Annotated in this window: 21 protein-coding genes and 1 riboswitch; of the genes, 10 read left to right on the top strand and 11 right to left on the bottom strand. The window is 65.8% G+C overall.

The window, feature by feature from the left end:
- Positions 1 to 120 precede the first annotated feature (120 nt).
- On the bottom strand, positions 121 to 1,572 hold the full coding sequence (gene cysG / locus VKM35_RS03450; RefSeq protein ID WP_324318382.1) for a siroheme synthase CysG: 1,452 nt from the start codon (positions 1,570 to 1,572) through the stop codon (positions 121 to 123).
- 247 nt (positions 1,573 to 1,819) lie between these two features.
- Here cysG and VKM35_RS03445 point away from each other — a divergent pair, with 247 nt between their 5' ends.
- Positions 1,820 to 2,806, top strand: coding sequence for a LysR substrate-binding domain-containing protein (locus VKM35_RS03445; protein WP_324318380.1), 987 nt, complete (start codon positions 1,820 to 1,822; stop codon positions 2,804 to 2,806).
- Positions 2,807 to 2,853: 47 nt separating this feature from the next.
- Here the strand turns inward: VKM35_RS03445 and VKM35_RS03440 are convergent, their stop codons facing one another.
- The 3 genes from VKM35_RS03440 to VKM35_RS03430 form a co-directional block, all read right to left on the bottom strand.
- On the bottom strand, positions 2,854 to 3,570 hold the full coding sequence (locus VKM35_RS03440; protein ID WP_324318378.1) for a phosphoadenylyl-sulfate reductase: 717 nt from the start codon (positions 3,568 to 3,570) through the stop codon (positions 2,854 to 2,856).
- The gene (gene cysI / locus VKM35_RS03435) at positions 3,567 to 5,243 is read right to left on the bottom strand and encodes an assimilatory sulfite reductase (NADPH) hemoprotein subunit (protein WP_324318376.1); all 1,677 of its coding nucleotides are present in this window, start codon (positions 5,241 to 5,243) and stop codon (positions 3,567 to 3,569) included. Before cysI ends, VKM35_RS03440 begins: the two co-directional genes overlap by 4 nt.
- A gap of 198 nt (positions 5,244 to 5,441) precedes the next feature.
- Positions 5,442 to 7,250, bottom strand: coding sequence for an assimilatory sulfite reductase (NADPH) flavoprotein subunit (locus VKM35_RS03430; RefSeq protein ID WP_324318374.1), 1,809 nt, complete (start codon positions 7,248 to 7,250; stop codon positions 5,442 to 5,444).
- A 156-nt stretch (positions 7,251 to 7,406) separates the two neighbouring features.
- Positions 7,407 to 7,523: riboswitch (SAM riboswitch) on the top strand.
- Between the two features lie 95 nt (positions 7,524 to 7,618).
- On the opposite strand from VKM35_RS03430, the gene metX reads away from it, so the two are divergent.
- From metX to rpoH, 4 genes are all read left to right on the top strand, one after another.
- Positions 7,619 to 8,641, top strand: coding sequence for a homoserine O-succinyltransferase MetX (gene metX / locus VKM35_RS03425; protein WP_324318372.1), 1,023 nt, complete (start codon positions 7,619 to 7,621; stop codon positions 8,639 to 8,641).
- Positions 8,638 to 9,828 (top strand): cystathionine gamma-synthase, encoded by a 1,191-nt coding sequence (metB, locus tag VKM35_RS03420; protein WP_324318370.1) that lies wholly within the window; start codon positions 8,638 to 8,640, stop codon positions 9,826 to 9,828. The genes metX and metB overlap by 4 nt, the downstream gene beginning before the upstream one ends.
- Positions 9,829 to 9,830: 2 nt before the next feature.
- Positions 9,831 to 10,907: a homoserine dehydrogenase gene (locus tag VKM35_RS03415; protein ID WP_324318499.1), complete on the top strand. Its 1,077-nt coding sequence runs from the start codon at positions 9,831 to 9,833 to the stop codon at positions 10,905 to 10,907.
- A 226-nt stretch (positions 10,908 to 11,133) separates the two neighbouring features.
- Complete coding sequence (gene rpoH / locus VKM35_RS03410; protein WP_414636545.1) at positions 11,134 to 11,994, top strand: RNA polymerase sigma factor RpoH; 861 nt, start codon at positions 11,134 to 11,136, stop codon at positions 11,992 to 11,994.
- Positions 11,995 to 12,146: 152 nt separating this feature from the next.
- Here the strand turns inward: rpoH and VKM35_RS03405 are convergent, their stop codons facing one another.
- Positions 12,147 to 13,406 (bottom strand): NAD(P)/FAD-dependent oxidoreductase, encoded by a 1,260-nt coding sequence (locus VKM35_RS03405; RefSeq protein WP_324318367.1) that lies wholly within the window; start codon positions 13,404 to 13,406, stop codon positions 12,147 to 12,149.
- A 68-nt stretch (positions 13,407 to 13,474) separates the two neighbouring features.
- Entirely contained in the window at positions 13,475 to 15,676 is a 2,202-nt protein-coding gene (locus VKM35_RS03400; RefSeq protein ID WP_324318365.1) for a primosomal protein N', read from the bottom strand.
- 425 nt (positions 15,677 to 16,101) lie between these two features.
- Here VKM35_RS03400 and VKM35_RS03395 point away from each other — a divergent pair, with 425 nt between their 5' ends.
- Together VKM35_RS03395 and VKM35_RS03390 are read left to right on the top strand one after the other, a co-directional pair.
- Positions 16,102 to 17,034 carry a hypothetical protein gene (locus VKM35_RS03395; RefSeq protein ID WP_324318363.1) on the top strand — a complete coding sequence of 311 codons (933 nt, stop codon included), beginning with the start codon at positions 16,102 to 16,104 and terminating at the stop codon, positions 17,032 to 17,034.
- Positions 17,031 to 17,690, top strand: coding sequence for a DUF3106 domain-containing protein (locus VKM35_RS03390; RefSeq protein WP_324318361.1), 660 nt, complete (start codon positions 17,031 to 17,033; stop codon positions 17,688 to 17,690). The genes VKM35_RS03395 and VKM35_RS03390 overlap by 4 nt, the downstream gene beginning before the upstream one ends.
- Positions 17,691 to 17,720: 30 nt before the next feature.
- Here the strand turns inward: VKM35_RS03390 and VKM35_RS03385 are convergent, their stop codons facing one another.
- Both VKM35_RS03385 and VKM35_RS03380 read right to left on the bottom strand, forming a co-directional pair.
- Complete coding sequence (locus VKM35_RS03385) at positions 17,721 to 18,032, bottom strand: DUF4286 family protein (protein WP_324318359.1); 312 nt, start codon at positions 18,030 to 18,032, stop codon at positions 17,721 to 17,723.
- Positions 18,029 to 19,186 (bottom strand): DUF3667 domain-containing protein, encoded by a 1,158-nt coding sequence (locus VKM35_RS03380; RefSeq protein WP_324318357.1) that lies wholly within the window; start codon positions 19,184 to 19,186, stop codon positions 18,029 to 18,031. Before VKM35_RS03380 ends, VKM35_RS03385 begins: the two co-directional genes overlap by 4 nt.
- A 60-nt stretch (positions 19,187 to 19,246) precedes the next feature.
- Here VKM35_RS03380 and VKM35_RS03375 point away from each other — a divergent pair, with 60 nt between their 5' ends.
- Positions 19,247 to 20,596 carry an MATE family efflux transporter gene (locus VKM35_RS03375; protein WP_324318355.1) on the top strand — a complete coding sequence of 450 codons (1,350 nt, stop codon included), beginning with the start codon at positions 19,247 to 19,249 and terminating at the stop codon, positions 20,594 to 20,596.
- A 91-nt stretch (positions 20,597 to 20,687) separates the two neighbouring features.
- The gene (gene sppA / locus VKM35_RS03370; RefSeq protein WP_324318353.1) at positions 20,688 to 22,574 is read left to right on the top strand and encodes a signal peptide peptidase SppA; all 1,887 of its coding nucleotides are present in this window, start codon (positions 20,688 to 20,690) and stop codon (positions 22,572 to 22,574) included.
- Positions 22,575 to 22,685: 111 nt separating this feature from the next.
- Here the strand turns inward: sppA and VKM35_RS03365 are convergent, their stop codons facing one another.
- Positions 22,686 to 22,901 (bottom strand): hypothetical protein, encoded by a 216-nt coding sequence (locus VKM35_RS03365; protein ID WP_324318351.1) that lies wholly within the window; start codon positions 22,899 to 22,901, stop codon positions 22,686 to 22,688.
- Positions 22,902 to 23,006: 105 nt separating this feature from the next.
- Between VKM35_RS03365 and VKM35_RS03360 the strand changes: the two genes are divergently transcribed.
- Positions 23,007 to 23,783: an SDR family oxidoreductase gene (locus VKM35_RS03360; protein ID WP_324318349.1), complete on the top strand. Its 777-nt coding sequence runs from the start codon at positions 23,007 to 23,009 to the stop codon at positions 23,781 to 23,783.
- Between the two features lie 30 nt (positions 23,784 to 23,813).
- Here the strand turns inward: VKM35_RS03360 and VKM35_RS03355 are convergent, their stop codons facing one another.
- Positions 23,814 to 24,434 carry a DUF4124 domain-containing protein gene (locus VKM35_RS03355; RefSeq protein ID WP_324318347.1) on the bottom strand — a complete coding sequence of 207 codons (621 nt, stop codon included), beginning with the start codon at positions 24,432 to 24,434 and terminating at the stop codon, positions 23,814 to 23,816.
- Between the two features lie 131 nt (positions 24,435 to 24,565).
- The coding region (locus VKM35_RS03350) for a DNA topoisomerase I (RefSeq protein WP_324318345.1) at positions 24,566 to 26,901 on the bottom strand (2,336 nt) is incomplete at its 5' end.

The following is a 26,901-nucleotide window of genomic DNA, read 5'->3' as shown; positions in this document are numbered from 1 at the left end:
CCCGTCGTCGCTTCGGATCACGCCAGCCTTTCAATGCCGGTTTCGTGGCGGCCGTTTTGACGTCGTCGCTGGCAGCGTCGGCGAGCGATGCATCTTCGTTTCGTTCACGCATGTCAGTCCTCACGCCGCCGTGCGCAATGCGGCGGAAAGGGTTGCTTCGGAGGCAACGGTCGCAGTGACAGGCGCCGCGCCGAACCAATGCAGACTTTCCGCGAGTGCAGCCACCTCGCCGACAATCAGCAGGGCCGGCGATACGACGTCGTGAGTGCGTGCGCGTTCGCTCAGCTCCGCGAGCGTGCCGGTGATCACGCGCTGCTCCGGTCGCGAGCCGTTCTCGATCAAGGCGAACGGCGTTGTCGCGCTGCGGCCATGAGCGAGCAGTTGCGCCTGTAGATGCGGCAATCCAGCGACGCCCATGTAGATCGCGAGCGTCTGCCGGTCCGCGGCGAGGCCGGTCCAATCCAGGCGATCCTCGGAATCGCGGCAGTGCGCGGTGACCAGGCGCAGCGATTGCGCGTGTTCGCGATGCGTCAGCGGAATGCCGGCGTAGGCGGCGCAGGCGAGCGCGGCGGTGATGCCGGGGACAACTTCATAGGCGATGCCGTGCGCGCGCAACACCTCCAGTTCTTCACCGCCGCGACCGAACACGAACGGATCGCCGCCCTTGAGTCGCACCACACGCCGCCCGGCTTGCGCATGCTCGAGCATCAGCGCGTGGATGCCGTCCTGCGTGATGTGATGATTGCCGGCCTGCTTGCCGACTTCGATGCGCTCGGCATCGCGGCGGGCGAGCGCGAGAACCTCGGCGCTGACCAGGCGATCGTGCAGGATCACGTCGGCTTCGTTGAGCAGACGCAGTGCGCGCAAGGTCAGCAGTCCGGCATCGCCGGGGCCGGCGCCGACCAGCGCGACCGAACCAACGGATCTTGCCTCGCGGTTTCCACGCAGCGCGGTCAGCAGCGCGCGTTCTGCTTTCAGTGGCTGCCTCTGCCGCAACAGGCGCGGTACTGCGCCGGCGAGCAGACGTTCGAACCAGCGCCGACGCGCAACCAGATCCGGAAGTCCGGCACGGATCCTGCGGCGATGCTTGCCCAGCAATGCCGTCAACGCGCCCAGTGATTCGTCGAACTGCGCTTCCAGCGTCTCGCGCAGATGCCGCGCGAGCATCGGCGCCGCGCCGCGCGTGGAAATCGCGATCTGCAACGCGCCGCGCTCGATCACCGACGGCAACTGGAAACTCGACAGCTCGGCATCGTCGACGACATTGACCAGCAATCGTCGCGCGCTGCCTGCCGCAACGACCGCGCGATTGACTTCGCGATCGTCCGTCGCGGCGACGGCGAGCCAGACATCGTCGAGCCAGGCCGGAATGAATTCGCCGCGCAGATGTTCGATCGCGCCGGCTTCAGCCAGCGCTTGCAGGCCGGGTTCAAGCCGCGGCGCTCCGACGCGCACCCGCGCGCCGGCCGCCAACAGGGCAGCGATCTTGCGTGCGGCCACCGCGCCGCCACCGACCACGAGCACGGCACGGTTTTGCAGGTCGGCGAACAGCGGAAACAGCGGCGTGGTCATGAGGGGATTCCTGCGAACAGGCCTCGAAACTACCGGGCGTCGAATCGCGGCGGAAATGACCGTCGGCTCTGCCGACATGCCCGGCCGGCATATGCCGCTTCCCGTCTGGACAGGGGCTGGATCGCCGGCTAGGATTGAAATATCCCTTTATAAAGATGGAGCGATATATGAATCACACTGCCTGTCGGATGTCCGCCCGCGCCGCCGCCCGCCGACCCGAACCGCCGCCTTCCAGATCGATCCCGACATGACCCTGACCCAGCTCCGCTATCTCGTCGCCATCGCCGATTCCGGCCTCAACATCACGCTCGCCGCCGCCAAGGTCCACGCGACCCAGCCCGGTCTGTCCAAGCAGCTCAAGCAACTCGAAGACGAGCTCGGCTTCATCCTGTTCACGCGCCGCGCGCGCAGCCTCGAGGCGATCACGCCCGCCGGCGAACAAGTGATCGTGCACGCGCGCAACCTGCTTGCCGAAGCCACCAATATCCGCGCGCTCGCCGCCAACCTGCGCCGCGACACGCAGGGCGAATTGCATATCGCCACCACGCATACGCAGGCGCGCTACGCGCTGCCGATCGCGCTGGCGGCTCTGAACCGGAACTTTCCGCAGGTCGCCGTGCACCTCACGCCCGGCGGCGACAGCGAATCGCTGGCGCGGCTGGCACGCGGCGAAGCCGAAATCGCCATCGTCAGCAGCGCTGGCGCCGCACCCGCCGCCGATCTCGCGCTGCCGATCTATCGCTGGGAGCGCGTCGTGCTGGTGCCGCGCGGACATGCGCTGGCAACGCTCGGACGCCGGCTTACGCTCGCCGATCTCGCGCAGCATCCGCTGGTCAGCTACGAGTCGAGTCGAGAGCCGGAGTCATCGCTGCGCCGTGCGTTCGTCGCCAACGGTTTGGAGCCCAGTCTTGCGGTCACCGCGCGCGATGCAGATCTGATCAAGACGTATGTGCGCGCCGGTTTCGGCGTCGGCATCCTCGCCGAGATGGCGATCACGCCCGACGATGTCGACCTGATCTTGTTGCCCGCCGAAGGGCTGTTGCCGACCTGCACGACCTGGTTGCTGCTGCGTCGCGACCGCGTGCTGCGCGATTACACGCAGGCGCTGATCACCACCTTGCTACCGCAGTTGGACGCGCGCGATCTGCGTCGCGCGATCGAGGACGGCGAGCCGTTGAGTTTGACGCCCGCGCATTGGCCGCGTTGGCGGTTTCCGGAGAGCGTGGCGGGTTGATCCGCGCGGCAGGTGCCGCGCGCACGCCACGCAGGTGGAGGAATCGATCAGGTGTGGATGCCGCACTCGCGCAACAGGCCGGCGAAGCGCGTGTCTTCTTCGCGCATGCCCGGCTGCCAGCGCCGCGTGCTGTGGGTGTCGCCGATCGAGACGTAGCCTTCGTGCCATAGCGGGTTGTAGGGCAGGTCGTGCTTTTGCAGGTAATTCCAGACATCGCGATCGCTCCAATCGGCGAGCGGATGCAGTTTCCAGCGGCCATCGCGCAGTTCGAGGAAGTCGGTGCTGGCGCGGCTTTCCGATTGCTTGCGACGCAGGCCGGCGAACCAGGTGCGAATGCCGAGTTCCTTCAGCGCGCGCTGCATCGGCTCGACTTTGCGCAACTGGTTGTAACGGGTGATGCCTTCGACGCCTTGCTCCCAGAGCTGGCCGTAACGCGCTTCCATCCAGGCGCGACTGATGCGTGGGCGATACACCTGCAGGTTCAGCGACAGGCGCTCGCTCATCTCGTCGACGAAGCGATAGGTCTCTTCGAACATGTAGCCGGTATCGATCAGGATCACCGGGATATCCGGCTTCTGCGCGGTGAGCAGATGCAGCGACACCGCTGCCTGCGCGCCGAAACTCGACGACAGCGCGTGGCCGCCGGACAGCGCGGCGAGTGCCCATTCGACGCGCTGCTCGGCGCTGCGTCCGGCCAGCCAGTTGTTGAGATCGGCCAGCGCGCGGCCGTCTTCCGCGGCAGCGACGGGATCGGGCAAGGTCATGACAACAGCTCCGTGGTGATGACGATCGGCGTGGGCAAAAGGCGCTGACGCAACAGAAAGTCGCCGAAGCGTTCCTGCGCGTCGCGCTCGCCGGCGTAGCGCGCGAGCAGCGGCTCAAGCGCGGCGACAATGCCAGCCTCGTCGAGGTTTTCGCGATACAGGCGATTGAGCCGGCGGCCTTCGAAATCCGCGCCCAGATGCAGGTTGTAGCGGCCCGGCCCTTTGCCGATCAAGGCGATCTCGCCCAGATGCGGACGCGAGCAACCATTCGGGCAGCCGGACAGGCGCAACAGGATCGGCGCGTCGCTCAGCGAATATTTTTCCAGCAGGGGTTCGAGACGCGAAAGAAAATCGGGCAGGTAGCGTTCGGCTTCCGCCATTGCCAGCGTGCAGGTCGGCAGCGCGACGCAGGCGAGGGCGAAGCGGCGCAATGCGCTGCCACGCTGGTAACCGTCGAGTCCGTGACTGGCGACGAGCGCATCGATACGCGCGCGATCGTCACCGCCGACGTTGGCGATGATCAGGTTCTGGTTCGGTGTCAGGCGGAAGTCGCCGCCATGCAGCGCCGCGATGTCGCGCAGGCCATCGAGCGCGGCATCCTTCACGCGGCCGCTTTCGATGCGCAGGGTCAGGTGCCAGCGACCGTCGAAGCCCTCGATCCAGCCGAAGCGATCGCCGCTGTGTTCGAAACGGAATTCACGCGAAAGTGCGAGCGCGGCACCGAAACGACGCTCGACCTCGTCGCGAAACCAAGGCAAACCGTGCTTGTCGATCGTGTACTTGAGCCGCGACAGCTTGCGGTCGCTGCGATTGCCGAAATCGCGCTGCGTGGTCAGCACGGCTTCGGCGACCGCGAGCACTTGTTCGGGTGCGACGAAGCCGAGTAGGTCGCCGAGGCGCGGGTAGGTGCGGGCGTCGCCATGCGTGCTGCCCATGCCGCCGCCGACAACGACGTTGAAGCCGAGCAATTTGTCGTCATCGAGAATCGCGATGAAGCCGAGGTCCTGGCTGAAGACATCGACATCGTTGACCGGCGGCACCGCGATGCCGATCTTGAACTTGCGCGGCAGATACGTCGGCCCGTACACCGGTTCGGATTCGTCGGCGCCGACGATCTGCTGCTGGTCCAGCCAGATCTCGTGATAGGCGCGCGACTGCGGTAGCAGGTGTTCGGACAGTGCGACCGCGATCGCATGTACGGCGGCGTGCGCGCGCGACGCGACCGGATTGGCGCTGGTCATGACATTGCGGTTGACGTCGCCGCAGGCGGCGACGGTGTCGACCAGGCTCTGGTTGATCGCGGCAATGGTCGACTTGAGATCGCGCTTGATGATGCCGTGCACCTGGAAAGCTTGGCGCGTAGTCAAACGCAGCGACCGGTTGCCGTAGCGACGCGCGATCGCATCGAGAGCCAGCCATTGCGCCGGCGTGGCGACGCCGCCGGGCAGGCGCGTGCGGATCATGAAGCTGTAGGCGGGTTCGAGTTTCTGGCGGCGGCGCTCATCGCGCAGATCGCGGTCGTCCTGCTGGTAGCTGCCGTGGAATTTCAAAAGCTGCGCGTCGCCTTCGCGCAGCGCACCGGTGACCGGATCGGCGAGGCTGTCGACCAATGTGCCGCGCAGGCCGCGGCTGTTGGCCTTGAGGGTTTCGATGGGGGATAGGGTGGCGGTCATTTTTTCGGATGTCCCGGATTTTCTTGTTCGTCGTCCCCGCGAAGGCGGGGGCCCAGCGTCTTTTGGTGGTCGGTCAACAGAGAGTCGAGCCTCGAATGCCCGGCATTGTTTCTGTATGCAGAAAAAGACACTGGATCCCCGCCTGCGCGGGGATGACGGAAGTTACTTTTCGGGGTAGGAAGGATTTGTTGACGCGCATCAATACACGTCGCGGGCGTAACGCCCGTCTTTCTGCAGCTGCGCGAGAAAATCCGCCGCGTCTTCCGGCGACAGCGCGCCATGTTCGGCAACGATTTCCACCAGCGTCGCGTGCACGTCCTTGCCCATGGCGATCGCGCCGCAGACGTAGAGATGCGCGCCGTTGACGATCCAGTCGTGGACCGCGCGACCGTTTTCGCGCAAGCGTTGCTGCACGTGGATGCGTTCGGACTGGTCGCGCGAAAAGGCGAGGTCGAGCCGGTGCAGGCTGCCGTTCTTCAGCGCCTCCTGCCATTCGAGCTGGTAGAGAAATTGCGAACGTGCATGGCGGGCGCCGAACAGCAACCAGTTGCGACCGCTGGCACCGGTCGCGACGCGCTCCTGCACGAAGCCGCGGAACGGTGCGACACCAGTGCCGGGGCCGATCATCAGGATGTCGCGGCTGCTGTCGATGGGAATGCGGAAGCGTTCGTTGCGCTCGATGAACACCGACGCGCGTGCACCTGCTTCACTGTCGGCGAGGAAGCCCGAGGCGCTGCCGCGACGGCGCGCGTTGCCTTGCAGGTAGTCGACGACGGCGACCGCGAGATGCGCTTCGTCCCCGACCACCTTGCGACTCGATGCGATCGAGTACAGGCGCGGCGTGAGTGGACGCAACGCGGCGACGAGCTCCTCGCCACTCCAAGCGGCGGGATGACTGGCGAGAAGATCCGGCAACTGCTGCGTCGACAGCAGCTGCGACAGCGCGAGTTTGTTTTCCGGAGCGAGCAGGCGATTGAGCGCGGCATCGCCGGCAATCGCCGCGTGGCTGGCGAGGAAGGGCCTGCTCAGGCGCGTGAGTTCGCGACGGCTGCGCAGCCATTCGCGCAGCGGCAGTGTTTCGTCGCCATGGCGGATCGCGCTTTCGCCATCGAGCGATAGCGTGGCGAGTACCGAATCGATCAACGCCGGGTCATTGCGCGGCCACACGCCAAGTGCATCACCGGGTTCGTAATGCAGGCCGGCGTCGGCGAGCGAGAACTCCAGGTGACGCACGTCCTGCTCGCTGTCGCGGGCGGTGATGCGCTGGTTGGCGAGCAGTTCGGCGGTGAAAGGTTGTTCGCGCGTCCAGACTGTTGCCGCCGCGGCCGGGCGCAGCGCCGTGACGGTTGCGCCCGCATTCGTCGTCTTCAGCGTTTCGCGCGCCTGCGTCAACGCCTGCTGGCGCCAGGGAGCGGCGACGCTTTCGACATCGACGTCGGCTTCGCCGAGTGCAAGCAGGCGCTGTGCGCCGAGCTCGGTCAGACGCGCGTCGAGCCTGCGCGCGATCGCATTGAATTGCGGATAGCTCGAATCGCCGAGGCCAAGCACGGCGTAGCGCAATTCCTTCAGCGCCGGCGCGCGCCGGCCGCTGAGAAATTCGACGAAGGCGAGCGCATCGTCGGGCGGGTCGCCATCGCCCTGCGTGCTGATCACGACATATAGAAAGCGCTCGTTGGCGAGTTCGCGTAGCGGATAGGCATCGGCGCGCAACAAGCGCACCGACAGACCGCCGGCTTCGGCGTCCTGCGCGAGGCGTTCGGCTTCGCGGCGGGCATTGCCGGTCTGACTGCCGAAGATGATGGTAAGTCGTTCGTCCGTCGTTGCTTCGCTGATCGGCACCGATTGCAGTGGTCGTGTACTGCGATTCGCCTGCGTCGCCAGGCCAGCGGCGTAGCCCGAGAGCCAATGCAGCGCGGGCGCGTCCAGGCCTTCGGTGAGGCGGGCGAGCAGGGCGCTGCGCTCTTCCGGAAATGGCGTGATGATCGGGGTGGTGACGGCGGCGGTCATGGCGGTGGCGGCAGGAATGGGACTTCATCCTCGGCCGGCCTCGTCGTCCCAGGAAAGGACGGTTCGTTATGCGCATATGCCCGATTCGCATAAATATCCCTTCATCGCGATGAAAGTGTTGACACGTTGGCTGGCGGCCATTACAGTCGCCCCTGAAATCCATCAAGACCGGCAGAGGGATAGGCCCGATGACGCCGGGGCAACCACCAGGGACGCAAGTCCGTGGCACGGTGCCAACTCCTACGGGGACGTCAGTCCGCCGGAAGATGGATCGCAGGCCTCGGACCGTGCGTCCGTCGTGGCGATTCTGTTTCTCCGGCATTCCGCAGAAGTTCGATGGGCCCACGCCTGATCCTGCGGAGTCCGCCATGAGCCTCACCGATACCCAAGCCTTCGCCGCGCCGGCGAGCTGTTACGCACCTTGCGAGACAGCGGCGACCGACGCGGGCCGCGGCGTTTTGCTGCAGCGCCTGACCTTGCGTCATGCCGGTCTGCGCGAGCTGCGCATCGCCTACGAATGGCAGGGCCCCGCCGATGCGCCGGTGATCATCGTCGCCGGTGGTATCTCTGCGCATCGGCATATCGCCGCCAGCGCCGCGTATCCGGAAGCGGGTTGGTGGGACGCGCAGGCCGGTGCCGATCGCGCGCTCGACAGCACGCGCTTCCGTCTGCTCGCGATCGATTGGCTGGGCAGCGATGGCGGTCTCGATGTCGCGATCGACAGCGCCGACCAGGCCGATGCGGTCGCCGCGGTGCTCGATCATCTCGATGTGCGGCGCGCGTTCGCTTTCGTCGGTTGCTCTTACGGCGCGATGGTCGGCCTGCAGTTCGCCGCGCGGCACGGTGCCCGGCTCGGTCGCCTGGTCGCGATCAGTGGCGCGGATCGTCCGCATCCATATGCGAGCGCGTGGCGGTCGCTGCAGCGCGGTATCGTCGCGCTCGGCTGCAGCGAAAGCGGCCGGCGCGAGGCGTTGTCGCTGGCGCGCCAGCTGGCGATGCTCAGCTACCGCACGCCCGAGGAATTCGCCGCGCGTTTCGACGCACCGGTGCAGCTTGTCGACGGCGTGGCGCGCTGCGCCTCCGCCGACTATCTGGAATCGTGCGGTACGCGATATGTCGCGCGCACCGCGCCGACGGCATTTCTGCGCCTGTCCGAATCGATCGACCTGCACGCGGTCGCTGCCGAAACGATCGCCGTGCCCTGCGTCGTCGTCGCGATCGACGAAGACCGCCTGGTGCCGCTGCACACCCTGGAAGCGTTGGCCGGAAAACTCGGCGCGCGATGTCGGCTCGAGCGTTTCAGCTCGCCCTTCGGCCACGACGCCTTCCTCACCGAACCTGCGCGCATCGCCGCGATTCTCACTGACGCACTTTGTGGAGGTGCGGCATGAGTGCTCTCTCCCCGGCAACCGTGGCGGTGCGCGCAGGCATCGATACCGATACGGCGTTCGGCGCAGTGGTGCCGCCGATCGTGTTGTCGAGCAATTTCAGTTTCGCCGGCTTCGAGGACAAACGAAAATACGACTACACGCGCAGCGGCAATCCGACCCGCGACCTGTTGGCCGAAGCGCTGGCGGAGCTTGAAGGCGGCGCGGGTGCGGTGGTCACGGCGACGGGAATGGCCGCGGTCACGCTGGTGTTGGCATTGCTCGAGCCGGGTGATCGGCTGCTGGTTCCGCATGATTGCTATGGCGGCAGCTGGCGGCTGTTTAACGCGCTGGCGAAGAAAAACCATTTCGAGTTGATCACCGTCGATCTCACCGACCCGCGTGCGCTGTCTGCGGCGCTGGCGCGGACGCCGAAGATCGTCTGGATCGAAACGCCGTCCAATCCGCTGCTGCGCATCACCGACATACGTTTCGTCGCCGAGGCCGCGCATCGCATCGGCGCGCTGGTAGTGGCCGACAACACCTTCCTGTCGCCAGCGTTGCAGACGCCGATCGCACTCGGCGCCGATCTGGTTGTGCACTCGACGACGAAATACATCAATGGCCACAGCGATGTCGTGGGCGGCGCGGTGATCGCCAACGGCATCGAACTGCAACAGCAGTTGACCTGGTGGGCGAATGCGCTGGGCCTGACCGGCAGCCCGTTCGACAGCTTTCTGACTCTGCGCGGCCTGCGTACGCTCGCTGCGCGTCTGCGCGTGCATCAGGAAAATGCGACGGCACTGGCCGAGTTGCTGTTTGCGCACCCTGCGGTTTCAGCTGTGCACTATCCGGGCCTGCCGTCGCATCCGGGCCATGCGCTAGCCGCGCGGCAGCAGAAAGGTTTCGGCGCGATGCTCAGCGTCGAGCTCGCCGGCGGCGTGCCGGCGGTGCGTGCTTTCCTCGATGGCCTGCGCTGCTTCACGCTGGCCGAATCGCTGGGCGGCGTCGAAAGCCTGGTCGCGCATCCAGCGACGATGACGCATGCGGCGATGAGCGCGGAAGCGCGCGCCGCCGCCGGTATCGGCGATGGTCTGCTGCGCTTGTCGGTCGGCATCGAAGCGGTCGGCGACCTGGTCGCCGATCTGATCGATGCGCTGGCGCGAGCCGAAGTGGCGACGCCGGCGAAAATTGAAGGCACGCACGCGTGAGTGTGCTGCGATTTGCCGAGAATGTGCAGTCGCCTTCTGCGGCGACTACTGGCAAAAGTTTGGCGTTGCTCGGCACGGGTTTGGTCGGCAGCGCGTTTCTGGCGCGGCTATCGCGGCTGCATGCGGACGGTGCGGCGAAGAACCTGCGGCTGGTGCATGCGGCGAATTCGCGTCGCTGCATCAGCGACCGTGCCGGGTTGGCGCCGGCGAATGCCCGCACCCGCCTCGACGATGGCGAGTGTCAGCAGATCGAAGCAGTTGGTACGGCGTTGCCGGCGTCCGGGATCATCGTCGACGCGACCGCCAGCGAGGATGTCGCTGCCTGGCATCCACGCTGGTTGGCGGCGGGATTTTCCGTGGTCACTGCAAACAAGGCAGGAACCGGAGGCGAGCTCGCACGCTATCGCGCGATCCAGGCGCATGCCTCGCGCTACGGCGATGCCGCTACTGTCGGCGCTGGTCTGCCGCTGCTGCGCTCGCTGCGTGAATTGCGCGCCGGCGGCGATCGCATTCTCGGGCTGGCTGGTGTGCTGTCGGGTTCGTTGGCCTGGCTCTTCAATCACTACGACGGCATGCGGCCGTTCTCGGTGCTGGTACGCGAGGCGCGGCAACGCGGTTACACCGAGCCCGACCCGCGCCTGGATCTCTCCGGCCAGGACGTGAAGCGCAAATTGCTGATCCTGGCGCGCAATGCCGGGCATTCGCTGGATGCCGAGGCGGTGACGGTGGAGTCGTTGCTGCCTGAGGCTTTGGTCCGGGCCGCTGCGGATGAGGTCGATGCCGCGTTGGCCGCGTTGGACGAGCCGCTGCGAGAGCGGTTTCGGGAAGCGCACCGGATTGGCCGCTGCCCGCGTTTCGTCGCCCGGCTCGACCGAGAGGGTCGCGCCCGGATCGGGTTGGAGTCCTTGCTGCCGGAGGATCCACTGGCGAGCGGATCGGGCTGCGACAACCGTCTGGCGATCTGGAGCGACAGATATAGTGACGGCCCGCTGGTGATCCAGGGGCCGGGGGCCGGGGCGGAAGTGACCGCCGCAGCCTTGCTCGATGACGTTTTCCGGCTGGCAAAAACCGCAGACTGAAGCGGTTTCCGGTGTTTTTGTCGGTCCTCCGTCGATCGATCCTGGCCCGGGACTTGAAATCGCCAGGACCGCCGTCAGTTAGGAGGCAAGGGGCTAGTGACGCTGGTCTCGAACCGACGTCACCCGGGTCAGCGTTCCATGAACGCAACACTGCGGGAACTTGGCCTTGCCTTAGCACTCAAACAGACCGAGTGCTAAACTCCAACCCATGAACAAGACCGCCACCATGACCACTGCGATGATCTCCAACAGCCTGCCGATTCCGAGTGCGCTCGGCTCGCTTGATGCTTACATCAGTGCCGTCAACCAAGTACCGGTACTGACCGTCGAAGACGAACAGGCGCTTGCGCGCGCGTTCCGCGACGAAGACAACCTCGACGCCGCCAAGCACCTGGTGATGTCGCACCTGCGTTTCGTGGTGCATGTCGCGCGTGGTTATCAGGGTTACGGCCTGGGCATGGGCGACCTGATCCAGGAAGGCAACATCGGTCTGATGAAGGCGGTCAAGCGCTTCGACCCCGATCAGGGCGTGCGTCTGGTGTCCTTCGCCGTGCACTGGGTGCGCGCCGAGATGCACGAATTCATCCTGCGCAACTGGCGCATCGTCAAGGTCGCCACGACCAAGGCGCAGCGCAAGCTGTTTTTCAACCTGCGCAAGTCTAAGAAGCGCTTGGGTTGGATGAGCGCCGCCGAACGCAGCGCCGTCGCCAAGGACCTGAACGTGTCCGAGCGCGAAGTGCTGGAAATGGAATCGCGCCTGTCCGGCCGTGATGTTGGTTTCGACGCCCCCGCCGATCAGGACGACGATCACGCGCCGCCGTCGCCGGCCGCCTACCTGATCGACCACAACGACGATCCGGCGCTGACCTACGAACGCGGCAACCACGAAGACAACCAGCTCGAGCTGCTGCGCGAAGGCATGGCCGATCTCGACGCGCGTTCCCGCGACATCCTCAAGCGCCGCTTCCTCGGCGAGCCGAAGGCGACCTTGCAGGAACTCGCCGACGAATACGGCGTCTCCGCCGAACGCGTCCGCCAGATCGAGGCGAATGCCCTCAAGAAAATGCGGACGTTGTTCGCAGCCTGAGAGCTCGTTCCGCAAGTATCAAAAAAATAGCCCCGGAATCGGGGCTTTTTTTTTGCCCTGCCATCGCCGCCGGAAGTGCGGGTGATCACGGCTATGATCGGAAACGTCTTCGCATGGTCGGGCGACCCGATTGGGATGGCACCGGAGCAGGTCTAACGCCGGCGCTCGTCGCCGCCGATGATTCGTGCGTTGCGCTGATACGTCCAGTACGACCACGCCCAGTCGACGAACACGACGAGGCGGTTGCGGAAGCCGATCAGGAAAAACAGGTGCGCCGTCAGCCAGAACCACCAGGCGAACACGCCGGAGAATTTCAGCCGGCCGAAATCGACGACGGCGGCCATGCGCCCGATCGTCGCAAGATTTCCATAGTCGCGGTAACGAAACGGCGTGCGCATCTTGCCCGCAAGTTGTGCGCGGATCGTGGCCGCTATATGCGCGCCCATCTGTTTTGCCGCCGGTGCGACGCCAGGCACGGGTCTGCCATCGGCACGCAAAACGTTGGCGAGATCGCCGGCCACGAAAATTTCCGGATGCGCAGGCACCGATAGATCTGCCGCGACTTTCACCCGGCCCGCACGATCGATTTCGCCGCCAAGCTGCTGCCCCAGCGGTGACGCAGCGACGCCCGCCGCCCAGAGCACGGTGCGGCTGTCGATACGCGCTGCGCCAAGAGCGATGCCGCGCGCATCGATATCGGTCACGGCTTCGCCCAGATGCACGGTGACGCCGAGATGTTCGAGTTGCCGGCGGGCGGCGTGGGAAAGTTTTTCCGGCATCGCCGCGAGCACGCGTGGACCGGCTTCGACCAGATGGATCTGTGCGCTCGCCGGATCGCAGCGACGAAACTCCCGCGGCAACGTGTGGCGGGCGATTTCCGCGAGCGTGCCAGCGAGTTCGACGCCGGTCGGACCGGCGCCGATCACCACGAAATTGAGCCAAGCCGCACGCGCGGCCGGATCGTCCTCGCGCTCGGCGGCTTCGAATGCGGCGAGGATGCGCCTCCGGATCGCGAAGGCATCCTCCAGTGTCTTCAAGCCCGGGGCGTGTTCGCTCCAGGCGTCATTGCCGAAGTACGCATGGGTCGCGCCGGTGGCGACGATCAGGAAATCGTAGGCGAGCTTGCCATGTTCGAGCGTCACCGATTTCGCTGCCGGATCGATCGTCTGCACCTCGTCCTGGAATACGGTGACGTTGTCCTGGCCGCGCAGGATATGCCGCAGCGGCGCGGCGATATCCGGCGCCGACAAACCCGCGGTCGCAACCTGATACAGCAGTGGCTGGAACAGATGGTGGTTGCTGCGATCGACCAGGGTGATGCGCACCGCTGCCGATGCCAGCGCCCGCGTTGCCCAGAGGCCGCCGAAGCCGCCGCCGAGGATGAGCACGTGTGGAGATTGGTCGGAACTCATGGCAGGCGATGGTCGCGCGCTTGCGAGGATGTATGCGGCATCATGATTGTTCGCATTTTTCGCGCCATTCAATAGAGATCGATCGGATCCACGTCCAGCGACCAGCGTACCTTGCGCGCGGATTTGAGCTGATGGAGACGCGGCACCCATTCTTTCAGCGCGGCCTGCAGCGCGGGGCGCAGCGGTGCCGAAAGCAGTAGTTGGCCACGTGCACGGCCGGCACGGCGTGCCATCGGTGCAGGCATCGGGCCGTTGACGGCGATAGTCGGCGCGAAGTTTTTTTCGTCGCGCGTCGCGGCTTTTGCTTCGCGCAGGAATGTCTGCACGGCCTCTTCGGTCGGCGCTTCGGCGCGCAACAGGACGAGGTGTTCGTAGGGCGGAAAACCTGCGGCCTCGCGTTCGGCGAGTGCGAGTGCGGCGACGGCCGGATAACCGCCGCCGAGCAGGGTCAGCAGCAGCGGATGTTCGGGGTGATGGGTTTGCAGGATCACCTCGCCGGGCAGATCGGCGCGGCCAGCGCGGCCAGCGACCTGGATCAGTAGTTGCGCGAGGCGTTCGCCGGCGCGGAAATCGGCCGAATGCAAACCTTCATCGATACCGACCACGGCGACCAGGGTGAGCCGCGGCAGGTCGTGGCCTTTCGCCAGCATCTGCGTGCCGACCAGGATGCCGGGACCGTCGCCCAGCGTGGCCAGGTGCTTTTCGATCGCATCGCGATGGCGTGTGGTTTCGCGATCGACGCGGATCAGCTTCGCATCCGGAAAGCGCGCAGCCAGGGCTTCTTCCAATCGCTCGGTGCCGAAGCCCTGCGGTTGCAGCGCGAGGCTGGCGCAGTCGGGGCAGGCCGGCGGTCGTGCGCCGCGCGCGCCGCAGTGATGGCAGATCAACGTGCGGCCGCCGGCATGCAGCGTCATCGGCGTGTCGCAGCGTTTGCACTTCGCGCTCCAGCCGCAGTCATGGCAGATCAGCACGGGTGCGTAGCCGCGGCGGTTCTTGAACACCAGCGCCTGTTCGCCGCGGGCGAGACAGGCGGCGATGGCATCGAACAGATCCTGCGACAGGCCGTGCGTCAGCAGGCGCTTGCGCACATCGACCACGCGCACGCGCGGCGGTTTGGCGCCACCGGCGCGCAGGCGCAGGCGCAGATGGGTGTAGCGGCCGGCGAGCACGTTGTGCAGCGATTCCAGTGCCGGCGTGGCGCTACCAAGCAACACGGGAATGCCCAGTGCCCGCGCCCGCACGATCGCCAGATCACGCGCGTGGTAGCGGATGCCGTCCTGCTGTTTGTAGCTGCCGTCGTGTTCCTCGTCGATGACGATCAGGCCGGCGTCCGGCATCGGCGTGAAAATCGCCGAGCGCGTGCCGACCAGTACGCGCGCCTCGCCACGCGCCATCGCCGTCCAGGCGCGCGCACGCTCGCCGTCGGACAGGCCCGAATGCATCGCATGCACGGGCACGCCGAGGCGGGCGCGGAATCGCAGCAGCGTCTGCGGCGTCAGGCCGATCTCGGGCACCAGCACCAGCGCCTGCTTGCCGGCCTGCAGGCAGTCGCGGATCGCCTGCAGGTAGACCTCGGTCTTGCCGCTGCCGGTGACGCCATCGAGCAGCAGCGCGCGGAAGCCGTCGCCGGCGCGGATCGTGGCGAGGGCGACGCGTTGTTCGTCGTTGAGCGTGGGCGCGGCGACATCGGCTTCGATCCGATCCGCCGATGGCAGCGGCACGCGTTCGATCAGCCCGCGTTTGAGCAGCGCCCGCGCCGTCGCGCGCCAATCCTCGAAATCCATCTCGAGACGATCCTCGCTGACGCCGGCGCTGGCGAGACGGTCGGCCAGGCGCCGGGTCTTGCTGCCGGCACGCAGCGAGGTAAGTGTGGTGCGACCAGCTTCGGTAAGCTGCCAGCCGTAGGCGCAGGTTTCGGGCAGCGCCTGTCCGGCGCGCAGTACGCCTGGCAATGCCGTGGCGATCACCTCGCCCAGCGGCGCCTGTGTGTAGCGCGCCAACCAGCGCAGCGAATCGAACAGCTCCCCGTGCAGCAACGGTGCGTCGTCGAGCAGGGCGAGCGCGGTCTTGAGCTCGGGGGCATCGGCGGCGGGTGGACCCAGGCCGACGATCAGGCCGACCTGTTCGCCGCGGCCGAACGGCACGCGCAGGCGACGGCCGATCCAATCGGAGCCGGGCGGCGTGGTGTCCGGTGGCGGCAGATAGTCGAATTCGCGTGGCAGCGGCACCGGCAGGGCGACGCGCAGGGCGATTCCGGGGGAGTCAGGCATGCGGCAAGTTTAGCGGTTGCCGGCCTCTGGACGGCCTGTGGATTAACTTGCGGCACAGTGCTGCCAGAAGTCGCAGGAAGTTGGTGTAAGTACTTGTGGGTGAAAAGGAAAGATCCTTATCCACATGATCTGTGGATAAGTCTGTGGACGGGGGCCGGAACAGGTCTGCGCACGCCCTGTGAAGTAGGGTCCGGCTCTAGGTTGGCGATTTTTTAACCACGCCGTCATATCCCATAAAAAACAATCACTTGTCAGCGTCACGAAGTTGTCAAAGCCGGCTTTGTGACTGTTCCGCGTTGGCGACCCGGACATTTTCGATGCTGTGCACAACGTTCCACGCGCAAAGCCGCGCCAGACTTGGATCGTGCGTAGATTTCCGCCCTGTCAAGCGCCTGCTCCACGCCCGCTCATGACTAGAATGAGCGGTGCCCGAAGCCCTGCCGTCCCTCCCTCCTGCCCCTTCCGCGTCGCGTTCGCCGGCCCTGCTCGCTTTCCTGCGCGGGATCGAGCGCCGTGCTTGGGTATTCGCACAGGCGCACTGCGGCGACGACGCCCTGGCAACGCGCGCAGTGGCCGCGGCCTTGCGGGAATTCGTCGTCGACGCGGATCGTGCTGCGCTGCCGCGTTGGCCGATGCTGTTCTGGACACGGCTGTCGCAGCAGCCGGCGCTTCTCGAAGCCACGGAGACGACGAGCGAGTTGTCGGCACTGACGCCAGGACCGCGCGCAGCATTGCTGCTGCGTCTGGTCGGCGGCTTGGACTTCGCGCATGCCGCCGACGTCTTGGGCGTCGGCGAGCCCGCCTACCGCTTCGCGTTGACGCGTGCAGTGACGAGCTGGAGTCAGGCGCATCCCGATCCCGAGGCGTTGCGCCGCCTGCGCGACGATCTGCAGCAGCGCGTGCGGCAGCTGTCTGCCGAACAATGCGAGCGACTGGCGGATCTGCGCGATCGAGCGATGCAGGGCGTGACGTCATCACCCACATCGCCACTGCCAGCAGAAGGCGCGCCACGTCTGCGACTGCGGGCATGGCACTGGGGCGCGCTGGCCTCGCTGGTGCTGGCGTTCATCGCGACCTTCGTCTGGCCGCATCGGCCTTCCGCGCAAAGCGGTGCGCTGCCGCCGGTGGCCGCAGGAGTGGCACCGGTGCTGGACGATCCGGCTGTGGTGATCCATCCCGATTACCCGCTGCTCGCCGCTGCGCAGGACGAAGCGGCAATCCGCGATCTTGCCCTGCTCAGCTGGATCGGCGCCGGCAGTCCGGGTGTGCTGGCAACGCCGGCGACGACGAATCTGCCGGAGCCCGCCGCAGACGCGAGTCCGGTCGCTGCCGATGGCGATGTGGAGAACGCGCCATGAAGCGCTGGCTGTGGTTGCCGGCTTGTCTGCTGCTCAGCGGGTTCGTCCTGGTTGGCGACGATTTCCGCGACCTGCCCGCGGATGAGCAGGTGTTGCTGGCGTCCGCGCAGGAGCATTGGTCGCAACTCGATGCCGACACGCGCGGAAAATTGCACGACAACGCCCATGACTGGCTGGCGCGTCCGCCGTCAGCGCGTGCGGTCTTGCGTGCGCGCATGCAGGCCTGGGATGCGTTGCCACCCACGGAGCGTGCGCGCCGGCGTGCGCCCTTCGCAGCGTGGCTGCGCCTGGACGAGAGCGAACGTGTGCAAGTGCGTCGGTTGGCGGCGGAATTCGCTGCGCTGCCGGCCGACCAGCAGCAACTGCTGCGCGACAGCTTTGCCAAGCAATCTTTCGACAGCCAGCGCGCCTGGTCGCTGGGTCCGACGCTGGGCGCGCAGACGGCGCCGCTGGTGTCGTTGTTCGCGTTCGTGCCCGAGCCCGATCGTCCGGGCCTGGCGAGCTTGCTACGCGAGCTCGAACCGCAGGCGCGCATCGATCTCGCAACGCTGGCCGCGCGCCTGGACAACGCCCAGCGCGAACGCCTGCGCCGCGACCTGCTGGCAACGCCCGCCGCTGCGCGCACGGCCCTGATCCGGCAACGCCTGGCGCAGTAATCGCGCAGCGCAGATCGCGCCTGTAGCGGATCAGTAGTTCGCCAGCGTGCGCAGTACGCGCCGTTCGGCGCGGAAATTCTCGCCGAAGCGCGCCAGGCCATCGGCACGCATCGCCGTGGCGTGCTGGCGAAAATAGTCGTCCAGCGCCGCCGCATCGCGCAGGCGGTACTGCGAGCAAAGCACGACTTCGCCTTCTGTCGCCGCCGGATCGTCGCGTTCCATCACCTCGGCGCCGGTGAAGCCGGGCAGAGCGAGCATTTCGCGCACATGCTGATCGAGCCAGGCGCGGAACTCGGCCTCGATCCCGCGGCGCACGAACAGGTTGACCTCGTAGACGATCACATCAGCACCAGACTGATCAGCAGCGCGGCGAGGGCGCCGATGCAAAGCATGATCCAGTAGGCCATGCCGAGCACAAAAAATTTCAGCAAGGTCATCGACCAACCTTGCCGATACACGCGCTTTTGCATGATCAGCAGATATACCGGCATCCAGATCAGCAGACCGACCTCGAGAAAAGCGATCACGCTGCCGGCAAAAGCCGAATGCGGCGTCAGCCAGCCGCCAACGATCGATAGCACACTCAGAAAGCCCAGCGTCAGGCACAGGAAGGCATGGCTGTGCAACGCGACGATCAGATGCTCCATGTAGAGCCGGCGCTTGAACACGTAAAACAACTTGAGCAGCAGCGCAAACAAGGGCAGTAGCACGAACAGCGTCTGCGGCGCCGCGCTCATGAATGCCTTCCAGAGCAACTGCGGATCCTTGCTGCCGCGCTTGAGGTTTTCCGCCGCGCGGGCGATCAGTTCGTTGAGTTTGGCGTTGCCGACATCGGGCAGCCAGGAGATCACCAGCGGATTGCTCTTGGCATCCCAGGGCTTGTCGTTGAAGGTGATGTCCGCCGAGTTGTCGTCGGACAGCGGTTTGCCACTCTTGATCTGCTCGATGCGCCGGTCCGCGGCCTTGTCGATCTGTGTTTTCGCGATGTCGAGTCCGATCTGCGCCGCCGGAACATCGATGTTTTTCTTCTCGGCCTGGGCGACGGCAGCGCGGGCCTCGTCACGCAGATGTTCGACCTCGACGACGGTGGTCGCGTGCTCGATGCCGCCGGTGCTGCCGTTGTTTCCGGTGCCGATATGCACGCCGGGCTGGCCGTCGCTTCGTACGTGCACGCTCCATTGCGCGAGCACGAACGCGGCCACACTCAGGAAAACAAACAGTCGCACCGGGCTGACGAAACGCACGCGATGGCCTTCGAAATACTGCAGGCTCAGATAGCCGGGGCGGGCGAACAGCGGGCCGATCGTGCGGATGATGCGCGCGTCGATGTTGAGCAGCGTGTCGAAGAAGTCGCCAAGAATCGTGCTGAACTCGCGCACCAGGCCCTTGGTCGGCTGCCCGCAGGAATAGCAGTGTTCGCCGAGCAGCGGCTGCCCGCAGTTTTCGCAGACGCGTGGCGGCGCTGCACTTGCTGCTGCGGTCGTGATATCGGGCATGGCAGAGCTCCGGGGCGAGTGCCGGTACTATAGCGACAGAATCTTCGAACGCCCCCAGCCATGAGTCATACCGAAACCTTCTTCGCGCGCGGCCTGCGCGAGATGCGCGTGAGCTTTTTCCTCGCGCTGCCGCTGGCCGCGGGGCAGTTGGCGGCGATGGCGATGAGTCTGGTCGATTCGTTGCTGGCGGGGCGTCATGGTTCGGTGACGCTGGCGGCAGTCGCGGTCGGCAGTGCTCTGTGGACGATCGCGCTGCTGCTGTGCATCGGCGTGCTGATGGCGGTGCCGCCGCTGGTGTCGCAGCTCAATGGCGGCGGCCGCCGGCACGAAATCGGACCGTTGTGGCGACAGGCCGTGTGGCTGGCGCTGGCGATGGGGGTCGTGCTCGGCGCGCTGGTCTATGTATCGCCGCTGCTGCTCGATGCTTTCGGCATCGCTGCGGAAGTGCGGCCACAAGCCGCAGACTTTCTGCACGCGATTGCGATCGGTGCGCCGGCGCTGGCGTTGTATTTCTGTTTTCGCTATCTCAGCGAAGGCATCGCCTGGACGCTGCCGACGATGTTGTTCGGCATCGGCGGATTGCTGTTGCTGATTCCGCTGGGCTACGCGCTGATGTTCGGCTTCGGACCCGTGCCGGAGCTAGGCGCAGCCGGCCTGGGTTATGCGACTGCGCTGGTGCTGTGGCTGCAGGCAGCGGGGTTTTTCCTCTATCTGCGCCTGTCGCCGCGTTTTGCCGAGCTCGCATTGTTCGCGCGCTTCGATCGCCCGCGCTGGCCGGCGATCCGCGACCTGCTCGCGCTCGGCCTGCCGATGGGCGTGTCGGTGTTCATGGAGGGCAGCCTGTTCGTCATGACCGCGCTGTTGATCGGTCGCCTCGGTGCGATCGACGTTGCCGCGCATCAGATCGCGCTGAACGTGGCGAGCATGTGCTTCATGTTGCCGTTGGGCCTGGCGATGGCGACGACGGTGCGCGTCGGCCATGCCGCCGGCGCCGATGATCGCGCGGCGGTGCGCTGGGCGGCGGGTGCGGGCTACGCACTGGTGCTGGTGACGCAGACGGCGGCGGCTTTGCTGCTGATCTTTGCCGGCCGCTGGATCACCGGTTTCTATACCGACGATCCGCGCGTGGCGACGCTCGCGGTGACGCTGATGTTCTATGCCGCGGTGTTCCAGTATCCGGATGGCATCCAGGCCTTGTCCGCCGGCGCGCTGCGCGGCCTCAAGGACACGCGCGTGCCGATGATCATCACCATCCTCGCCTACTGGGGGATCGGCCTGAGCCTGGGCGCCTGGTTCGGCCTGCACCAGGGTGGTCGCGCGCCGGGTCTGTGGCTAGGCCTGATCGTTGGCCTGAGTGCAGCGGCCGGGCTGCTTGGTCTGCGCTTCTGGCGGATTGCACGGCGCGGCTGAGCCCGGCGGCACATCGTCAGGGTGACCAAAGGCGCATGCCCCGGCGGACCTGGCCGGGTATCCTGTGGACTGTGATTTGAGGAGTGTTTAGATGGCCGAGTCCCGTTCCAATCCGCTCTGGAATTTCCTGGTCGGTGTCTGGCGTTTCATCCGCTTCACCAACCACCTGGTTTTCTTCATCGGCCTGTTGTTCGTGCTGGTGTTTTTCTTCCTGGCGCTCACGCTGGGCGTTTCGGCCAGCAACGGCGTCAAGGGCGCCGGCAGCTTGCAGGAAAAAACCGCGCTCGTGCTCGACCTCAAGGGCAACCTCGTCGAGCAATACACCAGCGCTCCGATCCAGCGCGCTTTCGCCCAGGCGACCGGCAACACCGATCGCGAGTTCCAGCTGCGCGATCTGCTCAGCGCGATCGCTGCCGCCAAGAAAGATCCGAAGATCGATCGCATCGTGTTGCTGACCGACGGGTTCAACGTCGCCGGCTTCGCGGCGTTGCACGAACTCGGCGCGGCGCTGCGCGATTTCCGCGCGGGCGGCAAGCAGATCGTCGCTTACGGCGCCGGCATGGAGCAGAAGCAGTACTACCTCGCCGCGCAGGCCAACGAGGTCTACCTCGACCCCGATGGCGCCGTGCTGCTCGAAGGCCTGGGTCGCTATCGCCTGTATTACCGCGAAGCGCTGCAGGACAAGCTCGGCGTGGACGTGCATCTGTTCCGCGTCGGCGAATACAAATCTGCCGCTGAGCCCTACATCCTCGACGCCGCCTCGCCGGCCTCGCGCGAAGCGGACTTGTTTTGGATGAACGATCTGTGGAATCGCTATCTGGGCGACATCGCCAGTGCGCGCAAGCTCAAGGTCGAGGATCTCACCGCGCTGGTCATGGCGATGCCGACGCGCGTCGAAGCCGTGCAGGGCGATCTGGCCAAGCTTGCGCTCGACGCCAAGCTGGTCGACGCGCTGAAGACGCCGCACGAAGTGGAAACCATGCTCGCCGAGCGCGGCGCCTACGACGACGAATCCGACAGCTTCCGCCAGATCGGTCTCGACGCGTATCTCGCGCAGCAGCTCACGGCCTCGTCGCTGTTCAGCGGCAAGGCGCAGGTCGCGGTGGTCGTCGCCGAGGGCGAAATCACTGACGGCAAGCAGAGCCCGGGCACGGTCGGTGGCGACTCCACCTCCGAGCTGATCCGCGAGGCGCGCGAGGACGACAACGTCAAGGCGCTGGTGCTGCGGGTGAATTCGCCGGGCGGCAGCGTGTTCCCATCCGAGCAGATCCGCCGCGAAATCGCCCTCACCAAGGAAGCCGGCAAGCCGGTGGTGGTGTCGATGGGCAACGTCGCAGCGTCCGGTGGTTACTGGATTTCGATGAACGCCGATCGCATCTACGCCGACCCGTCGACGATCACCGGCTCGATCGGCATCTTCGGCCTGTGGATGAGCGCCCCGCGCGCGCTGGAGAAAATCGGCGTGCACAGCGACGGCATCGGCACGACGCCGCTGGCCGGCGCCTTCGACGTAACGCGTCCGCTCGATCCCGCGGCCGGCGGCCTGATCCAGTCGGTGATCGATCACGGCTACCAGCAGTTCATCGGCAAGGTCGCGCAGGCGCGCGGCAGCGTGCCCGAGAAGATCGACACGATCGCCCGCGGTCGCGTCTGGAGCGGTGCGCAGGCCAAGGAACGCGGCCTGGTCGACGAGTTCGGCGGCGTCCGCGAAGCACAGCTCGCGGCGGCGAAACTGGCCAAGCTCGCGCCCGACAGCTACGAGGTGCATTACGTCGAGCCGCAGGTGTCGGCGATCGACCAGATTTTTCTCGACATGAGCCGCAATGCGCGTTACGCCGGCCTGCTGCGCACCTTCGGCCCGGTGCCGGCGCTGCTCGGCCGCGAAACCACCGAGCGCGTGCAGAGCGAATTGAGCTGGCTCGATCGCAAGGGCGGCAGCCCGATCCGCGCCGTCGCCCACTGCTTCTGCAGCCTGTAATTTCTTGTGGGAGCGGACACGTCCGCGATGACCACGCGATAGAAAAGAAAAACGCCGGGCGAAAGCCTGGCGTTTTTTCTTGCGCGATCCGGGCTCGCTAGCGCCGGGAAATCAGGCGCCCGCCGCCTCCATCGCCTTGCGCTGCTCCTCGTCGGCTTTCTTCTGGATGTCGTCGGCGCTCTTGGCCTTGTCGATCGGCTTCTGGATGCTGTCGCGCAGCTGCGTGTTCTCGGCAGGCTTGGGCGCGGCATCGGCGCTGGGCGCGGGTGTCGGCGTCGCGCTGCAGGCGGCGAGGGCGAGCAACGGGACCAGGATGATCAGGCGCATGATCGGATTCCTCGGGTGGGTGCTGCGGGCTATCCTACGCCCGCGACGACGAAGTTTTCCGGGGCCGCGTGCACCGATCGCGCAGACAGACATCACGAGGTGGCGATGAGCACGAACCGCTGGCGGCTTGAGGGACAGGTGGCGCTGGTGACCGGCGCCAGTGCTGGCATTGGCCGCGCAATCTCCGCGGAATTGCTCGGGCTGGGCGCGGACCTGCTGATCGTCGCGCGCGACGAGGCGCAACTGGCCGCGACGGCGGGTGAGCTGGCCGACGAATTTCCTTCGCGGGAAGTCCGGCATTTCGCCGCCGACGTCGCCGACGAGGAACAGCGCCGCGAGATTTTCGACTGGGTCGAGGACCTCGGTATAGGTCTCAACATCCTGGTCAACAATGCCGGCAGCAATCAGCGCAAGGCGACGATGGATTACAGCGAGGGCGAATGGCGCGCGCTGTTCGAGACCAATGTTTTTGCCGCGTTTGAGCTGTCGCGCTTCGCCTATCCGCTGCTCACGCGGCACGCGATGTCGAGCATCGTCAATGTTGGCAGCGTGTCCGGCCTGACCCACGTGCGCACCGGCGCACCTTACGGCATGACCAAGGCCGCACTGCATCAGCTCACGAAAAATCTTGCCTGCGAATGGGCCGAGGATGGTGTGCGCGTGAATGCGGTCGCGCCTTGGTATATCCGCACGCGGCGCACGTCCGACGCGTTGGCGCAGCCGGAGTATTACGAGGAAGTGATCGAGCGCACGCCGATGGGTCGCGTCGGCGAACCCGAGGAAGTGGCGGCGGCGGTGGCGTTTCTGTGCCTGCCGGCGGCGAGCTATGTCACCGGCGAATGCATCGCGGTGGACGGCGGCTTCCTGCGCTACGGGTTTTGATTTTTCGCGGATTTGCGGGAGCGTGCACAGTCACGGACAGCTTTCGTCGATGATCTGGGTCAAGCGCTCGAGTTCGGACTTGCGATAGGCGGCGGTATCGCTGAAGGCATGCATCGCGGCGGACGCGGCTTCGCGCTTTTTCTTCTTCAGCAGATCGCAGGCGGCGTCGTCGGACAGGCGCACGCAGCTGTCCTGCACCCAGCGACAGGAGCCGGCCTGCGCGGGCGTGAGTGATTGTGGCTCGGGGTAGTACAGGGCCAGCGGCTCGCAGCGCGGATTCGGATCGTAGACCTCGCTGTCGCGCACGATGCCGTCGTAGCTGGTGCAACGGAACATCGGCGGCGGCGGGAAAAATTGCTGTGGCGGCGGCTCCGGTTCCAGCATCGGCGCTGGCGCCGGTTTGGCTGCCGCCGTCTTCTTGTTCGCTGCTGGGCGCGGCGGCGGATCGATCGGGCGCTGCATCTGTCGTGTGACCTGCTGCGACCCCTTCGGACAAGGGTCGCCCTGCAGGCTCACCCGGCCCTTGATGTCGACGCAGCGATACACCGTGACCTCGCTGCTCGCCAGCGCCGCCGGTACGTCGCCGCCGCGTGCGCCAGCCGCGATCAGCAGCAGGATTGTCGCCAGGCCAAGGAGCGGATATCGGATCATGTCGGCATTGTGCGACTGCGGGCGCGGCCTCGCCAGCGGGATTGTTCATCTTCGCCTCGTAGGAACGATGGCAATCGCGACTCCACGCTACGTAGCGCGATGTCGCGATTGCCATCGCTCCTACAGGGGCATTATTTCGTCGTTTTCTTGGCGGGCGCCTTTTTTGCTGCTTTCTTGGTCACGGCTTTCTTCGCCGTTTTTTTCGTCGCCTTCTTCGCGGCTTTCTTGGCAGCTTTCTTCACCGGTGCTTTCTTCGCTGCGCCTTCCGCATGTGTCGCTTTCTTGGCGGCAGCTTTCTTCGCCGGAGCTTTTTTCGCCGTGGCTTTCTTGCCGAAACGGCCGCCCTTGCGCACCGGCTTGCCTTCGAGCAGCAGGGCTTCGCATTCGGCCTGGGTCAGCGAGGCGGGGTCGCGGTCCTTGGGGATCTTGCCGTTCTTCTCGCCATCGGTGATGTACGGGCCGAAGCGGCCGTTGAGCACCTGGATGTTGGTGCCTTCGAACACCTTGATCGTGCGGTTGGCGACGAGCTCGGCGCGCGCGCGGATCAGTTCGACGGCTTCGTCGAAAGTGATCGTGTACGGATCCTGCTCCTTGCCCAGCGAAGCATAGGTGTCGCCTAGCTTGGCGAACGGGCCAAAGCGTCCGACCGCGACGCTGACTTCCTTGCCTTCATGCAGGCCGAGTTTGCGCGGCAGGCCGAACAGCTTCAGCGCTTCCTCCAGCGAGATCGTGTGCATGCTCTGGCCGGCGCGCAACGACGCGAAAGTCGGCTTCTCCTCGTCTTCGGCGGTACCGATCTGCGCGAATGGTCCGTAGCGGCCGAGGCGCACGTTCACCGGTTTGCCGGATTTCGGATCGACGCCGAGCAGGCGCGCGCCGGTGGCTTCGCCGCGGTCGACCGATTCGGTTTTTTCGTCGATGGTTTTCTTGAACGGCTTCCAGAATTTTTCCAGCAGCGGAATCCAGTCTTTTTCGCCGCGCGAGACTTCATCGAGCTCGTCCTCGAGCTTGGCAGTGAAGTCGTAGTCGACGTATTGCATGAAGTGGCCGGTGAGAAACTTGCTCACCGCGCGGCCGACGTCGGTGGGCCGGAAACGCTTGGCGTCGAGCATCACGTATTCGCGGTACAGCAGCACCTGGATGATGCTGGCGTAGGTCGACGGGCGACCGATGCCGTATTCCTCGAGCGTCTTCACCAGCGAGGCTTCCGAGAAGCGCGGTGGCGGCTCGGTGAAATGCTGGTCGGTGTGGATGCTGGTGAGCGGCACGTTCTGGCCGAGTTTCATCGGCGGCAGCTTGCGGCCTTCGTCTTCGTCTTCGCTGGTCTTGCTGTCCTTGCCTTCCTCGTAGACGGCGAGGAAGCCGGGATCGATCACGGTGGTGCCGCTGGCGCGGAACGAATGCTGGTTGCCGGCGGCGAGTTCGACCGAGACGGTGTTCATCGTCGCGGGGATCATCTGCGAGGCGACCGCGCGTTTCCACACGAGTTCGTACAAACGGCGTTCGTCGTCGCCGAGATATTTGGCGACGCTGGCTGGTGTGCGCAGGGCGGACGTCGGACGGATCGCCTCGTGCGCTTCCTGGGCATTCTTGGATTTGGTCTTGTAGACGTTGGGTTTGTCCGGCACCGCCTGCGTGCCGAAATCGCGGGCGATCACATCGCGCAATTCCGCCAGCGCCTCTTCGGAAATATGCGTGGAGTCGGTACGCATGTAGCTGATCAGGCCGACCGTGCCTTCTTCGCCGAGGGCAAAACCTTCATAGAGTTTCTGCGCCACGCGCATGGTGCGGCTGGTGGTGAAACCAAGTTTGCGCGCGGCTTCCTGCTGCAGCGTGGACGTGATGAACGGCGGCGAGGGCCGACGCTTGCGTTCCTTGCTGGTGACGTCGGTGACGTGCAGGGCATCGCCGGCGGCCTGGATCACTCGCGCGCGCGCCGCTTCCGCGGTCTTGCCATCGGTGACGGTGAACTGTTCGAACTTGTGCCCGTCGAGTTTCACCAAGCGCGCAGTGAAGGCCTGCTGCGGATGGCTGAGCTCCGCTTCCATCGACCAGTATTCGCGCGGCACGAAGGCTTCGATTTCTTCCTCGCGCTCGCAGATCATGCGCAGCGCCGGTGATTGCACGCGCCCCGCGGACAGCCCGCGCTGCACTTTTTTCCACAGCACCGGTGACAGGTTGAAGCCGACCAGGTAGTCGAGCGCGCGTCGCGCCTGCTGTGCATCGACCAGCGGGCCGGCGATCTTGCGCGGATGGTCGACGGCCTCGCGGATCGCGCGCGGCGTGATTTCGGTGAACACGACCCGGTGCAGGGCCTTGTCCTTGAGCAGGCCGCGCTCCTTGAGGATTTCGGCGATATGCCAGGAAATCGCCTCGCCTTCGCGATCCGGGTCAGTCGCCAGATAGATGGTGTCGGCGATCTTGGCGGCCTTGGACAGCGCCTCGACGTGCTTCTCGTTCTTTTCGA

Origin of the sequence: Arenimonas sp. (assembly GCF_035312645.1) — a bacterium.
Classification (GTDB): domain Bacteria; phylum Pseudomonadota; class Gammaproteobacteria; order Xanthomonadales; family Xanthomonadaceae; genus Arenimonas.
This window is presented reverse-complemented; position numbering and strand designations above follow the sequence as displayed.